Here is a 13,931-nt window from a genome sequence, read left to right as displayed (position 1 = left end):
CGGGTTGTGGTGGTTGGTGCGTTTCCTTGTTTCCGTTTCGGACTACGAGGAAACGCACAACTCCAAAATCCCCAAAGCACGCGGCGCAACGCTCAATCCTGCGCAAGCTGGGAAACCTGTGCAACTTGTGCGACCTGCGCAACCTGCGCAACCATCACGCACTCGTGAAGTCCGTCACGCAACCTGACTTCGGTTTCCATATCGATAAATCCAACAAATACGATGACACCCTCCGCGCCTTCATCGCTGCGCGCGAGCGCCGTCATTCGTAGCCGCCGCGCGGCCACCTGGCACACGCGCGTACTGATCTCGCCCTGCGCATCGGCAACGCGCACAAACCCCTTCGCACGCAAGATCGTGCGCGGCAGCGCCTTGAGCCACGCACGCAAGCGCGCCTTCTCCAGCACCTCGGGCACGGCAATCGCCACGCTCGTGAACGCCGGCACTGGCGCCGTCGCGGGGCGACGCTGCCAGCGCCCGGCATCCGCGAGCGCGCGCCGCTCGGGCACGCTGGCGTCGAACAATAGCGCAAGCGGTACGCGCCCATGATCGGCGGCCACGACGATATCGGTAGGCGCGAGCGCACGCACGTCCGCGACGGCCCGCTCGCGCGCTTCGGGCTCGATCAGATCGAGCTTGGTGACGACCACGGCGCTCGCGCTGTCGATTTGCTGCTGCGCCATCGCGCCCACGAGCGGATCGGCGAGTGTGTGCACGAGTTCGAGCGCATCGGCAATCACGAGCACCGCGGTAAGGCGAAACGCGCCATTGAGCAAGCCCACCTGCGCGATCTTCGCCGGGTCCGAGACGCCGCTCGCCTCGATCAGCAGCAGGTCCGGCCGTTCATCTCGCGCGGCAACGCGTGAGAGCGCATCCACGAGCGCGCCGCCGATGGTGCAGCAAATGCAGCCGTTGTCGAGCTCGATCACGTCGTCGCTGCGCGTGCGCACGAGCCGCGCGTCGATGTTCACCGCGCCGAAGTCGTTCACGAGCACCGCGATGCGCTTGCCGTGCTGCGCCTCCAGCAGACGGTTGACCACGGTAGTCTTGCCCGCGCCGAGATAGCCGCCGACCACGGCCAGATCGATCGGCTCGCGCAGTGGCTCACGAAGCGGCTCACGAAGCGGCTTGCGAAGCGGCTCACGACGCCCCCCGCGAAGCGGCGCAAGCGCCGGAGATGACGCGGCGGCGGATTTCATCGCGGCGCGCGCAGTACACGTCCGCCGAGCACCGTGCCCCATACGGGCACGTCCTTCAGGCGCTCGGGCGCACAGGTGCTCGGGTCTTCGTCGAGCACCGCGAAATCGGCGAACTTGCCTACCTCGATGCTGCCGATCAGATGATCGAGCCGCAGCGTATAAGCCGCGCCCAGTGTGATCGCGTGCAGCGCTTCCTCCACGGTCAAACGCTCCGCCTCGCCGAGCACGCGCCCCGACGCCGTCTCGCGCCGCACCGCGCACCATGCCGTGAAGAGCGGGCTCAGCGCCGTGATGGGCGCGTCTGAATGCAGCGCGTATGGAATCCCCATGCGCTGCGCCGAGCCGGCCGGGTCCATGCGGTTCGCGCGGTCCGGGCCCATGGTCTGGCTATAGTGCGCGTCGCCCCAGTAGTAAATATGATTCGCGAAGAGGTTCACGCACAGTCCGAGCGCGCGAATGCGCCGCAACTGCGCCGCGTCTACCATCTGGCAATGCTGCAACGTGTGGCGATGGTCGGGGCGCGGATTCCGCGCGAGGATCGTTGTGAGCGCATCGAGTACGACCTCGGTCGCTTCGTCGCCATTGGTGTGGATATGCAGTTGCAGCCCCGCGCAATGGTATGGCTCGAACACCTCGACCAGTTGCTCGGGCGGTATCAGCCACAGGCCATTGGGCTGCCCGCCCGCGTAGCCGGGCCAGCGCACGCGCGCCGTGAAGCCCTGGATCGAGCCGTCGACGATGAACTTCACCGGCCCGAAGCGCAGTTTGTCGGTATTGCCCGTCATCGCCTCCAGCACGCCGGCCGCGCGCTGCGCGGGATTGCGTTGCGGCGCGAACGCGGGCACGATGCGCACCGGGTAGTCGGGGTCGGCGCTCACGCTGTGCAAGGTGCGATTGCCTGCGGGCGAGAGGTCGTTGACGAGATCGGTGGCCGTCGTCACGCCCGCTAGCTGCGCCACGCGCCCGAAATTCCAGACCGCGTGCGGCTTTTCGCAGGCTGCGATCGCGAGCTTGCCGCCAATCACCTGATAGATCGGGAACATCGCGGCGAATTCTTGCAGTTCGCCCGTGGGCACGCCTTGCACGTCGCGCGCGATACCGTCGATGTCGGTGTCCTCGTCGATGCCGGCCAGCGCAAGCATCGCACTGTTCACGTTCATCAAGTGCACGCTCGCATGCAGGATCGCGATGGGGCGGCTTGCCGAAACCGTGTCGAGCTCGCGCGTCGTGAGGCGCGACGCGCCGAAGTAGATCGGATCGAAGCCCCATGCGAGCAACGGGCCGTCGTCGGTCATGGCGCGCTCGGCCTCGGCCAGGCGCGCGAGCACCGCGTCGAGCGAGCGCAGGCCGGGCCACAGCGTGCCGTCCGGGCCGCGCCGGTCGTAATAGCCCACGTAGGCCGCATCCCATACGGCGCCTTCCATCAGGTGACAGTGCCCTTCCACGAGGCCCGGCATCAGCACCTTGTCGCGCAGCGTCTCGTCCAGTGCATAGGCACCGAATTGCGCTTCCCATTGCGAGGCGTCCTCGCCCGTGCCCACTGCGAGAATGCGGCCGTCGCGCACGGCCACATGCGTCGCGTGCGGCTGGCTGGGGTTGAGCGTGAGGATGCGCCGCGCCATGAAAACCGTGACCGGACCGGCCGCATCTCCACGCTGGCCAGGCTGTACAGACGAAGACGACGATGCTTGCGGGTTCATTGAAAGACTCGATTCCTGTCAATGGTGAACGGGATCCATGCCATAGCGGCGGCCGGACGAGCGCGTCAGGATGTGCCCCACGAAGACCACGAGCACGTTGACGCCGAGGCACACGAGGCCCAGATTGATGCCGCCGAAGCTGATATGCAGCGCATAGCACGCGATCGCGAGGCCCTGTCCGCAGACGATGCCGGCCGCCACCGCGCCGGGCCGCACGTGACGCCGCGCGAGCAGGAGCAGCATGCCGGGCAGAAACTGCGTGATGCCATAGTAAGTCGTGTTGATGAGCGAGAGCATGAGATTGGGCGTGAGCAGCGTGGTGGCGATCGACACCAGCAGGTACGCCACGATCACGAATTTGGCGGTGCGCTTCTGGCGCGACTCCGGCAGGTTCGGCCAGAGATTGCGCGTGACGATCGGCCCGATCGCAAGGCAGATGCCCGCCAGCACGAGCAGTCCAGAAAGCGCGGCGCCCGCGGCGACGAGACCGAGCAGCCAGTCGGGCAGCAGGTGAACGGCCGCCGCGAAGAACGCATCGTTGGGCGAGGCGAGTTTCAGGTTCGCGCTGATCGCGTAGTACGAGGCCACCACGAGAAATGGATACATCAGCATGTAGAGCGGCATGGCGATCTGCGTGCGGCGGATCGTGTTGGGCCCGCGCGCGGTAAAGAAGCCCTGCGCCGCGAACGGCATCATGTAGAAGCCGAGCGACTGGAACAGCATCGTGCTCATGGAGAAGCGCAGTTGCGGGGTCGTCATCGCATTGCTCACCTGGCGGCTCGCGGCATGGAACACCTCGTGCGTGCCGCCCGCCATCCACGCGGCGGCCACGCCCGTGACGACGATGGCGAGCAGCATCAGGATGTCCTTGAGCACGGCGATCCAGGCCGAGGCGCGCACGCCGGAAATGGCGATATAGGTAAAAGCAAGCGCCGCGCACACGACGATCAGCCATAGCGGTTGAACATGCCAGCCCAGACCCTTGAGCGCCGCAACGAGACCCGTGAACTGCAGCTCGCCCCAGGGAATCAGGAACAGAATGGATGAGCCCGCAACGATCAGTTCGAGCGCACGGCTGCGGTAATGGCCCTTGAAGAGATCCGCCTGGGTGATGGCGTTATGCTCCTTGCCGATCTCCCAAATACGCGGGCCAATGAAATAACCGATGGGATAGGCCAGCAGGATATAGCCGAGAAACCAGATGCCGTAAGTCGGCCCCTTTGCATAGATGCCACCCGGGAAGCCCACCATCGTGCCGATGCTGTAAATCTCCCCGGCCGTGAGAAAGAACACGAGCGCGGTGCCGAACTGCCGCGACGCGACGAAGAAGTCGTGCACGCTCTGCTTGCCGTGGCCGCGCCGTGAGCGAATGGCAAGGTACAGCGAAAACGCAATCAGAAGGGCAAAGACGAGAGTGGACATGCGCGGCTCTCCGCAATGACGACAGGGGGATAGTGGCGACGCGCGACCAGCGGCGCGACCGTGGCAAGCGGGCGGGCCACCTCACTGGCCAGGGCCGCTCAAAGTCTGCTCGAGGCACGGTTTGCGCCGGCGAGCGCCTCAAGCCTCGTTCGCGTAGCGATGCCGGTCGAAGCAGCGCCAGCAGATGAAGAGACATCCGGAAGTCAGCAGGAACCACGCGAAGATCCACGCGTAGATGAAGGGCACGCCATAGACATAGCGGTCCTGCTGCGCGGCCACCCAGGGCAGCATGCCGATGACGCCCAGAAAAGGCAGTCCGATTCCGATCAAAAACCTGAGCATCGTTGTCTCCTGTCCCATGCAAAGCCGAACGACCGTCCTTATGAATCGAGTATTGACGGACAAAAACGCGGGCCGGTAGTGCCAGACGCGAACTATCGTTGAGTCCAGGTTGAATCCAGATCGCGTCCAGGTCGAGTCAAACCCGCCGGCCTGGCCTATGAATGATGAACGGGATCGGGCATCGCATAGCGCCGCCCGGATGGCCGCATCAGGATATGCACCACGAAGACCACGAGCACGTTGACGCCGAGACACACGAGCCCCAGATTGACGCCGCCGAAGTCAATATGCAGCGCATAGCACACGATCGCGAGGCCCTGGCCGCAGAGGATGCCGGCCGCCACCGCGCCGGGCCGCACGCGGCGCTGCGCGAGCAGGATCAGCATGCCGGGCAGGAACTGCGTCACGCCGTAGAGCGTCGTGTTGATGAGCGCGAGCATGAGGTTGGGCGTGAACAGCGTGGTGAGGATCGACACCAGCAGATACGCGACGATCACGAACTTGGCGGTGCGCTTCTGGCGCGACTCGGGCAGATTCGGCAAGAGGTTGCGCGTGACGATCGGCCCGATCGCGAGACAGATGCCCGCCAGCACGAGCAGCCCCGAGAGCGCCGCCCCTGCGGCGACGAGACCGAGCAGCCAGTCCGGCAGCAGATGAACCGCGGCGGCGAAGAACGCATCGTTGGGCGAGGCAAGCTTCAGGTTCGCGCTGATTGCGTAGTACGCCGCCATCACGAGAAACGGATACATCACCATGTAGAGCGGCATCACGATCTGCGTGCGGCGGATCGTATTCGGCCCGCGCGCGGTAAAGAAGCCCTGCACGCCGAAGGGCATCATGTAGAAGCCGAGCGACTGGAACAACATCGTGCTCATCGAAAAGCGCAACTGCGGGGCCGTCATGGTGTTGCTCACATGCTTGCTCGCGGCATGGAACACCTCGTGTGTGCCGCCCGCCATCGACACGGCGGCCACGCCGGTAATGACGATCGCCACCAGCATCAAGGTGTCCTTGAGCACGGAGATCCACGCGGACGCGCGCACACCGGAGATGGCGATATAGGTAAAAGCGAGCACCGCGCACACGACGATCAGCCAGATCGGCTGGACGTGCCAGCCAAGACCCTTGAGCGCGGCAACGAGGCCCGTAAACTGCAACTGGCCCCAGGGAATCAGGAACAGGATGGCCGAGCCCGCGACGATCAACTCGAGCGCGCGGCTACGATAGTGGCCTTTGAAGAGGTCCGCCTGGGTAATGGCGTTATGTCGCCTGCCGGCCTCCCAGATGCGCGGGCCGATGAAATAGCCAACGGGATAGGCGAGCAGAATATAGCCGAGAAACCAGACGCCATAGGTCGGCCCCTTGGCATAAATGCCGCCCGGAAATCCCACCATCGTGCCGATGCTGTAGATCTCCCCCGCTGTGAGGAAGAACACGAACGCGGTGCCGAACTGCCCTGAGGCAACGAAGAAGTCATGCACGCTTTGTTTGCTATGGCCGCGTCGGGAGCGGATGGCAAGATACAGCGAAAGCGCGATCAGAAGCGAGAAAACGAGAGTGGACATGCGCAGCTCTCCGCGTTGGCGACGGTGGAATCAGTGGCGACGGTGCGACAGACGGCGAGGGGCTCAAGCCTCGTTTGCGTAGCGATGCCGGTCGAAGCAACGCCAGCAGACCAGCAGACACACGGAAGTCAGCCCGAACCACGCGAAGATCCACGCGTAGATGAAGGGCACGCCTAATACATAGGTGTCCTGTGCGGCCACCCAGGGCAACATGCCGATCACGCCCAGAAAAGGGATGCCGATTCCAATCAGATACCTGAGCATTGCTGTCTCCTGTGTTCTGTCACGGGTGCCGGCGACAAGGCCTGACACGCCAGCCTGGCCCCGAGATCGTTATGCTGTGTGAATTGAGTATGGGCGGATAAAAATACGCGCGGTTAGTACCAGTTGCGTGCAATCGTTGAGTCCAGTTCGCTGCGATAATGAATCCCTCCCCTTGCTTCATTCCCCATTCCGAGGAGCCACTGTGAGCCAATCCGCAACCTCGCCCACACCCAATCCGGTACACCGCGTCGCGTTTCTGGGTCTCGGCGTGATGGGCTATCCGATGGCCGGTCATCTCGCGAAGGCCGGGCTAGACGTCACCGTATACAACCGCACTGCGGCCAAAGCCGCGCAATGGGTCGCCGAATATGGCGGGCGCTCGGCCGCGACACCACGCGAAGCGGCCCAGGGCGCCGAGCTGGTGCTCGCGTGCGTCGGCAACGACGACGACTTGCGCAGCATCGTGCTCGGCGCGGACGGCGCATTCGCGGGCATGGCGCGCGACACCGTGTTCGTCGACCACACGACCGCCTCGGCCAACGTGGCACGCGAGCTTTCGGCCAGCGCCGCGCCGCTCGGCCTGCATTTCATCGACGCACCGGTTTCGGGCGGCCAGTCCGGCGCCGAGAACGGCAAGCTCACGATCATGTGCGGCGGCGAAGCCGCGAGCTTCGCGCGCGCTGAGCCCACGCTCGCCCACTACGCCGTGGCCGTCACGCTGATAGGCGCAGCGGGCGCGGGCCAGCTCGCGAAGATGGTCAACCAGATCGCCGTTGCCGGAGTCGTTCAGGGGCTTTCCGAGGCGATCAACTTCGGCGAGCGCGCGGGCCTCGATATGGCGCTGGTGCTCGATGTGATCGGCAAAGGCGCCGCGGCGAGCTGGCAGATGAGCAACCGCGGCCAAACGATGATGGAGGGAAAGTTCGATTACGGTTTTGCGGTGGACTGGATGCGAAAGGACCTGGGATTCTGTCTGGATGAAGCGAAGCGCAATGGCGCGGCGCTGCCGGTTACCGCGCTCGTTGATCAGTTTTATGGCGATGTGCAGCGGCTCGGTGGTAGCAGGTTTGATACGTCTAGTTTGATTTGGAGACTGCGTAAGCTTGGTGGGGGCGTTTAAGGGTATTTGGCGGGCCTTCTATTTCGCGGGCCTTCTATCGCGCGTTTCCTTGTTTTCGTGTCGGTCTGCAAGCGTTGCCCCTGTGCGGGGCGGCACCTACTTTTCTTTGCAGCCGCAAAGAAAAGTAGGCAAAAGAAAGCGGCTCAAACCGCCAGTGTGACGCCGTCCACCACTCACCCGTGATCGGAGCGGTTCCGGGGCATCCGTCATCCCGCACCATCAAACGTAGTGACAAAGGGCCCGCACATCCCGCTGCTCGCTACGCGCGCAGCGGTCGGGTATACAGGGGAAACCAAGGGTTCTGCCTGGGCACTCGAGGGCGCATGCACAGCACCGATCAACAGGCATCCTGATTGTTTTGGATTATGCCCCACGGCGCGCGTAGCGCCGCCGGAGGAATGAGCCCTTAGTCACTCCGTTGTACGGCGCGTGGTGACAGACGCTCCGGAACCGCTCCGATCACGGGCAAGTGGTGGACGGCGTCATACTAGCGGTTTGAGCGGCTTTCTTTTGCCTACTTTTCTTTGCGGCTGCAAAGAAAAGTAGGTGCCGCCCCGCACAGGGGCAACGCTAATAGACCGACACGAACACAAGGAAACGCGAAAACGCGAAAAACGCGAAAACGCAAAAAAAGCAAAAAAAGCAACCCCACTATCGCCACCACTTCAACGGCCTCCGCAGAGTATGCCGTTCGAGCCGCACAGTCGGCATAGAATCGAGAAAAGCAAAAGCACCGGCATCGGCCGCCCCCATACGGCGCTCGCGTTCCTCATCGGCTTCGACCGTTCGATTCGTATTGATGAAGAGCGCCGCAACAATACCGAGCGCCAACAACCCCGCCGAGATCGTGAACGGCAAGTTATAGCTGCCAGTACGCTCGATCAAATAGCCGAACACGACCGGCGAGACCATGCCGGCAATACCGAAGCCTGTGTTCATCATGCCGCCCGCTGTGCCCGCGTACTTGCCCGCGATATCGAGCGGCAGCGTCCATAGCACCGGGTTCGTGATTTCGAGGAAGAAGAACGAGGCGGAGAGAAACAGCACCGCCATGATCGGGTTAGGGGCGTACACCATCGGCAGCAGGAACGCGAGCGAGCCACCCAGGCCCGTGACCAGCACCGAGCAGCGCGCAAAGCGCAGGCGGCCCGTCCACTTGAAGATGCGGTCCGAAACCACGCCGCCAAGCGTGTCGCCCACCACGCCCGCGAGCAGTGGCAGCGCCGTGAAAAGCGCGAGCTGCTTGAGGTCGAAGCCGCGCGACTCCTTGAGATACGACGGCAGCCACGTCAGGTAGACCCACAGCAGCCAACCATAGCAGAAGTCGACGAACGTAACGAGCCACATGCGATGCACGAGCTTGCGCCACGGCGTGGGTGCACGCTTCGCGCGATCGCAGTCGCCGCGCCGGTAGCCGATCTCGGCGGTCTCCTCCGGCGTGACGCGCCGGTTCTGCTCGGGCGAGTTAGTGAATATGCACAGATAGAGCACCGTCCACGCGAGGCTCGCGACGCCAAGCAGAATGAAAGCGTCGCGCCAGCCGCCCGTGGCCACCACCGCGAGCACGAGCGGCGGCGTGATCGCACCGCCAAGGCGCGCGAAGCTGTGCGTGATGCCCTGCGCGAAGCCGCGTTCGCCCACCGGCATCCAGTATGTGAAGGCGCGCGTCGCGGTCGGGAACGCCCCGCCCTCGCCCACGCCCAGCGCGAAGCGCAGCAGCACCAGCATCGCCACGCCGCCCGCAAAGCCCGTCGCGAGCGTCGCCGCGCCCCAGATCAGCGAGAGCACGGTGAGCACGAGCTTCGGCCCGTACTTGTCCGAGAGCCAGCCGCCAATAATCTGCATGGCCGCATACGGATAAGCGAACGCCGAAAACACGAGACCAAGCTGCACCGTGGTAAGGCCCATTTCGTGGCGGATCAGCGGTGCCGCGACTGCAATGTTTACGCGATCGATGTATGAAATGAAGTACATCAGACACATGACCGCGAGAATGATATGGCGCGTCTTCACGCGCTGCGCGTGCTGTTTCATGTCGTCTCCTGTTTCACTCTGTCTTGTGCGTTTGCGTCTAGTGCGTTGGTTTTGCCCCGGCGAGATTGCCGGCAGGCAAGCGGCCTGCGCAGGCACGCCTTAGCCGCTCGCGGGCGCCACCAGCTTGAGCCGCTGGACCTTGCCCGACGGGCCGCGCGGCAGCTCGTTCACGAAGCGGATTTCCTTCGGCGTCTTGTAGCGGCCCAGTTCGCGCAGGCAATGCGCGCGCAGTTCGGCCGCATCGGGTGCGCCTTGCCAATGGGCCTCGCGCGGCACCACGAACGCGACGATCTCCTGCCCGTAGGCGGGGTCGGGTACGCCAACGGCAGCCACGTCGAGCACGCCCGGATGGCGTAGCAACGCTTCGTCGATCTCGCGCGGCGCGATGTTCTCGCCGCCCTTGATGATCAACTCCTTCGAGCGGCCGTTGATATAGAAATAGCCCTCTTCGTCGCGAAAGCCCAGGTCGCCCGTGCGCAACCAGCCATCGGCGGTGAACGCCTGCGCGGTCTCGTCGTGGCGCTTGTAGTAGCCGCGCATGATCTGGCTGCCGCGCAGCACGATCTCGCCGCACTGGTTCGGCGCGCACTCGCGCCCTTCCCGGTCGACCACGCGCGCCTCGCTGCCCGAGGGCAAGCCGATGCTGCCGATCCTGCGCCGCGAAACATCATAGGGATTGCTGAATACCGGCGCGGCGGTCTCGGTCATTCCCATGGTTTCGATCACACCGATCCCGAAGCGCGCCTCGAACGCGCGGTGATGATCGGCGGGCAGCGCTGCGGAAGCGCTGCGGCAAAATTTCAACGCAGACAAATCGAGCCCGTTCGGGGCGTCGCCGTTCAGCAGATAGGCGACGATCGTCGGCACCACGTTGATCCACGTGCAGCCATAACTCGCAGCGTCGCGCCAGAACGTGCCGGCGGAGAAGCGCGGCGTCAGCACGACCGAGCCCGCGTGAAAGAGCGGCGCGAGCAAGGTCACGACAAGACCGTTGATATGGTAGAGCGGCAGCGAAGCCAGCACGCGGTCTTCCACGCCCAGGCGATGCTCGGCGCTGATATTGCGCGCATTCGCGTACAGGTTCTCGTGGCTCAGCAGCACGCCCTTGGGCGCGCCCGTCGTGCCAGAGGTGTACATCAGCAGCGCGATATCGGTGGCCTCGGCCTCGGCCTCGGCTTCGTCTTCGTCTTCGTCTTCGGCTGGTGCGTGCGCGTCGTCGGTTTCATGGCCTGCGCCGGCCCACGTTGGCGCGACCTCCTCTGCGGCCGTTTCCAGCGCGGGCAGCGCCGGCAATGCGATGGCATCGGGCTCCGTGCGCACGAGCGCGATATCGCGCGGGCTGCCCTGCTCGTGCAGCGCGTCAAGCGCCGCGCTGAGCGCGCCACGCGTCTGCGCGCTCGCGAAGATCATCCGCGTGTCCGAATGCTCGACGATATAGGCGAGTTGGGAGGGCTGGCACAACAGGTTCAGCGGATGGGCGATCAGTCCGCTGTACATCGCGCCGAGCAGCAGCGTGGCGGTCTGGATGCCGTTGCCCATCATCACCGAAACGACGTCGCCCGGCTTCAGGCCCGTGTCGCGAAAGCGGGTTTCGAGCGCGCGGCAGCGCTCATGCAGTTCGCCGAATGTGAGCGTCGCGTTCGCGATGCTTCCATTGGCACCGGCGTCTCTGGCGTCATCTGCATCACTTGCAGCACCGGCGGCGCCTTCGTCGGGCACCGTCAGCAAAAAGGGCTTGTCGGGGTACTGCGCGGCGCGCATCTCGATCAGCGCGCGGATCGTCGTCGGCGCGCTCATTGGCCGAACCTCCGGAAATAGTCGCCGAGCAGCGTCTCGAGTTCGGGCACCCGCTCCTCGATCGGATACGCGACGCGCGTGATGTTCAGATACTGGCGAAAGCCAAGATTGCTCGAAAAGTTGTTGCGTCCCCATGTCCCGCAGCCCATCGAGAGCGAGAACGGCAAACCGTTGTCGAAATTGCCGCCCGTCGCGAAGCAGTGCGCCTGGTTGACGATCACGCGCGCCACCGGCAGCGTCGAGCCCAGCGTCACGGCTTCGTCCGGCTCGGCGGTGTGCAGCCCGACCGAGTGACCCGCGCCCATGTAGTCGTAAAGACTGCGCACGATGGCCGCTGCATCGCCGAAATCGTTCGCGCGATAGACCGCGAGCACGGGCGAAAGCTTCTCGCCCGAAAACGGATGGCTCGCGCCGAAGCCGCTCTCCTCGACCATCAGGAATGCGGGCTCGCGCGCGGCCACGTCGTGAAGCCCCGCGATGCGTGCGATCTGCGTCGCGGACTTCGCGGTGCACTGCGCAGCGAGTTTGCCGTCGCTCCACATCGCGGCCTGCAATTGCGCCTTCTGTTGTGCGTCGAGCAGCACGCCACCGCAGGCGGCCAGCTCGCGCTGCATGGCGTCGTAGACCGCATCTTCGATCACGACGCTGTTCTCCGAAGAGCAACTCGTCGCGTTGTCGAAGGTCTTCGACGCGGCAATCTTGTGCGCCGCATCGCCAAGGTCCGCCGTGCGCGTGACGATCGATGCCACGTTGCCCGCCCCCACGCCGAAAGCCGGCGTGCCGCTCGTATAGGCCATGCGCACGTTCGCCTGCGAACCGGTCGCGACCACCAGATCGGCCTCGCGCATGAGCGCGGCCGTCGCGGCTTTGTTCACGGGCGCGCCCAGCATTTGCACGAGCGCGGGATCGAGCCCCGCCTTGGCAAATTGCGCGTGAATGAAGTCGATTAGCAGCGCGCACGAGTCATAGCCCTTCGGCGAGGGCGCGACGATCACCGCATTGCCGCATTTGAGCGCGTTGACGATCTTGTTCGCCGGTGTGGCGGCCGGATTGGTGGACGGCGTGATGGCCGCCACCACGCCCACCGCGCGGGCGATCTCGACGATGCCCGTGGCCTCGTCGCGCGCGATCACCCCGCAAGTCTTCTGGCCGTGCAGATCGCGCAAGAGCCCTAGCGTCTTGCGATAGTTCTTGCGGAACTTGTCGTCCACATTGCCAAGGCCCGTGTCGCGCACCGCCTGCTCGGCTAGCTGCCGGTTGCGCGCGGGTTCCATGATTGCCCACGCGGCGGCGGCGGCGGCGGTGTCGAGCGCCTCCTGCCCCGCGAACTCGAAGGCCTGCTGCGCGGCGCGCGCGCGCTCGATCAGGCCCGCGATTTGCGCCTCGGCCTGTGCGTCGCGTGCCTGCGCCTCGCGCGTTCCGGTGGCCCCGGCAAGGGTGTCCCTGACATTCATCGGCTGCACTCCCGTTCGAAGAATTGGCTGTACTGCCAATCTATTCATCGGCGCGCGCCGGCGAGTCCCGTTTCCCGCTCAATCGCCAACTCCCAGCGATGGCGGCCCGGAAAATGCAAATTTCGGGACTTTCCATAGTCCCGAAAAATGCGTCGCCCGATGCACAATGACGCCATGCAGTCCAGCGGCACATTGGGCGCAGACCTGCGCTTTCGGCGTTGCATCAGATGGGAGAGAGCGTGTCGACCTCGAATCAATCGAATGCCGCAGCAGTGCGCGCGTTCCGCGTGCTGGAGACGCTCGCCCAGGCGGGCCAGCCGTTGTCGTTGATGGATCTCGTGCACGCGCTGGACCTGCCCAAGCAGACCGTGCACCGGATCCTCGCGCAGCTCACCGACGCGTGGCTCATCACGCGCGGCGCCAACGACAAGCTCTACGAGTGCTCCGCGCGCGTGCGCATGATGGCCGTGAACGTGCTCATGCACGCGGGTCCGGCGGCGGCGCGGCACGTGCTGCTCGAAGAACTGGTCGAGAAGATTGGCGAGACCTGCAACCTCACGATGCTCGCGGGCAACGACGTGGTCTACGTGGACCGCGTGGAAACCGAATGGCCGCTGCGCATGCATTTGCAGCCGGGCTCGCACGTGCCATTGCATTGCTCCTCGAGCGGCAAGCTGCTATTGAGCTTCCTGCCCAAGGAGCGCCGCGAGCGCATAATCGAAACGCTGCCGCTGCGCGCGCATTCGGAGCATACGATCATCGACCGCGACGCGCTGCGCAAGGAACTCGCGCTCACGCGCCGCCGCCAGCTTGCGATCAACAATCAGGAGCATTTGCAGGGCTTGATCGCGATTGCCGTGCCGGTGATGCTCGACCGCAACCGCGCATGCGCGGCCATCGCCGTTCAGGCGCCGGTCGGGCGCGTCACGCTCGACGACCTGCTCGCATTCGTGCCCGATCTGCGGCACGCCGCCGAGGAAACGGCCAAGACATTCTGCGCGTGACCAACAGGCGCGCGAGCACGCTGCCCCGCG

At 64.8% G+C, this 13,931-nt stretch carries 11 protein-coding genes; 2 read left to right on the top strand and 9 right to left on the bottom strand.

Annotation, left to right across the window (positions count from 1 at the left end; genetic code table 11):
* Window positions 1-92: 92 nt before the first annotated feature.
* From L5014_RS19160 to L5014_RS19135, 6 genes are all read right to left on the bottom strand, one after another.
* Window positions 93-1,199, bottom strand: a complete 1,107-nt coding sequence (locus L5014_RS19160) for a CobW family GTP-binding protein (protein ID WP_238465315.1) — start codon at window positions 1,197-1,199, stop codon at window positions 93-95.
* Window positions 1,196-2,821, bottom strand: a complete 1,626-nt coding sequence (locus L5014_RS19155; RefSeq protein ID WP_238465338.1) for an amidohydrolase — start codon at window positions 2,819-2,821, stop codon at window positions 1,196-1,198. Before L5014_RS19155 ends, L5014_RS19160 begins: the two co-directional genes overlap by 4 nt.
* Before the next feature lie 96 nt (window positions 2,822-2,917).
* Window positions 2,918-4,321, bottom strand: coding sequence for a sodium:solute symporter family protein (locus tag L5014_RS19150; RefSeq protein WP_238465314.1), 1,404 nt, complete (start codon window positions 4,319-4,321; stop codon window positions 2,918-2,920).
* A gap of 138 nt (window positions 4,322-4,459) precedes the next feature.
* Complete coding sequence (locus tag L5014_RS19145; protein WP_238465313.1) at window positions 4,460-4,663, bottom strand: DUF3311 domain-containing protein; 204 nt, start codon at window positions 4,661-4,663, stop codon at window positions 4,460-4,462.
* Between the two features lie 155 nt (window positions 4,664-4,818).
* A complete protein-coding gene (locus tag L5014_RS19140; RefSeq protein ID WP_238465312.1) occupies window positions 4,819-6,228 on the bottom strand; it encodes a sodium:solute symporter family protein in 1,410 nt (469 codons plus the stop codon).
* Window positions 6,229-6,291: 63 nt separating this feature from the next.
* Complete coding sequence (locus L5014_RS19135; protein WP_238465311.1) at window positions 6,292-6,492, bottom strand: DUF3311 domain-containing protein; 201 nt, start codon at window positions 6,490-6,492, stop codon at window positions 6,292-6,294.
* A 202-nt stretch (window positions 6,493-6,694) separates the two neighbouring features.
* Between L5014_RS19135 and L5014_RS19130 the strand changes: the two genes are divergently transcribed.
* Window positions 6,695-7,612, top strand: coding sequence for an NAD(P)-dependent oxidoreductase (locus L5014_RS19130; protein ID WP_238465310.1), 918 nt, complete (start codon window positions 6,695-6,697; stop codon window positions 7,610-7,612).
* A gap of 651 nt (window positions 7,613-8,263) precedes the next feature.
* Here the strand turns inward: L5014_RS19130 and L5014_RS19125 are convergent.
* The 3 genes from L5014_RS19125 to sauS all read right to left on the bottom strand — a co-directional run bounded on the left by L5014_RS19125 (window position 8,264) and on the right by sauS (window position 12,897).
* Window positions 8,264-9,646 carry an MFS transporter gene (locus tag L5014_RS19125; RefSeq protein ID WP_238465309.1) on the bottom strand — a complete coding sequence of 461 codons (1,383 nt, stop codon included), beginning with the start codon at window positions 9,644-9,646 and terminating at the stop codon, window positions 8,264-8,266.
* Between the two features lie 99 nt (window positions 9,647-9,745).
* Window positions 9,746-11,443, bottom strand: a complete 1,698-nt coding sequence (locus tag L5014_RS19120) for an AMP-binding protein (protein WP_238465308.1) — start codon at window positions 11,441-11,443, stop codon at window positions 9,746-9,748.
* Window positions 11,440-12,897, bottom strand: coding sequence for an acylating sulfoacetaldehyde dehydrogenase (gene sauS / locus L5014_RS19115; protein ID WP_238465307.1), 1,458 nt, complete (start codon window positions 12,895-12,897; stop codon window positions 11,440-11,442). The genes L5014_RS19120 and sauS overlap by 4 nt, the downstream gene beginning before the upstream one ends.
* A 239-nt stretch (window positions 12,898-13,136) precedes the next feature.
* On the opposite strand from sauS, the gene L5014_RS19110 reads away from it, so the two are divergent.
* Window positions 13,137-13,901, top strand: coding sequence for an IclR family transcriptional regulator (locus L5014_RS19110; protein WP_238465306.1), 765 nt, complete (start codon window positions 13,137-13,139; stop codon window positions 13,899-13,901).
* Window positions 13,902-13,931: the final 30 nt, after the last annotated feature.

It is taken from the genome of Paraburkholderia tagetis, from assembly GCF_022213065.1.
In the GTDB taxonomy this organism is placed as follows: Bacteria; Pseudomonadota; Gammaproteobacteria; order Burkholderiales; family Burkholderiaceae; genus Paraburkholderia; species Paraburkholderia tagetis.
The sequence above is the reverse complement of the archived record's forward strand: the minus strand, read 5'-3'. Positions and strand labels throughout refer to the sequence as shown.

Excerpts from the sequence above, each read along its gene's own strand:
- L5014_RS19160 (WP_238465315.1), bottom strand. The coding sequence starts at position 1,199 with ATGAAATCCGCCGCCGCGTCATCTCCGGCGCTTGCGCCGCTTCGCGGG.
- L5014_RS19155 (WP_238465338.1), bottom strand. The coding sequence starts at position 2,821 with ATGGCGCGGCGCATCCTCACGCTCAACCCCAGCCAGCCGCACGCGACG.
- L5014_RS19150 (WP_238465314.1), bottom strand. The coding sequence starts at position 4,321 with ATGTCCACTCTCGTCTTTGCCCTTCTGATTGCGTTTTCGCTGTACCTT.
- L5014_RS19145 (WP_238465313.1), bottom strand. The coding sequence starts at position 4,663 with ATGCTCAGGTTTTTGATCGGAATCGGACTGCCTTTTCTGGGCGTCATC.
- L5014_RS19140 (WP_238465312.1), bottom strand. The coding sequence starts at position 6,228 with ATGTCCACTCTCGTTTTCTCGCTTCTGATCGCGCTTTCGCTGTATCTT.
- L5014_RS19135 (WP_238465311.1), bottom strand. The coding sequence starts at position 6,492 with ATGCTCAGGTATCTGATTGGAATCGGCATCCCTTTTCTGGGCGTGATC.
- L5014_RS19125 (WP_238465309.1), bottom strand. The coding sequence starts at position 9,646 with ATGAAACAGCACGCGCAGCGCGTGAAGACGCGCCATATCATTCTCGCG.
- L5014_RS19120 (WP_238465308.1), bottom strand. The coding sequence starts at position 11,443 with ATGAGCGCGCCGACGACGATCCGCGCGCTGATCGAGATGCGCGCCGCG.
- sauS (WP_238465307.1), bottom strand. The coding sequence starts at position 12,897 with ATGAATGTCAGGGACACCCTTGCCGGGGCCACCGGAACGCGCGAGGCG.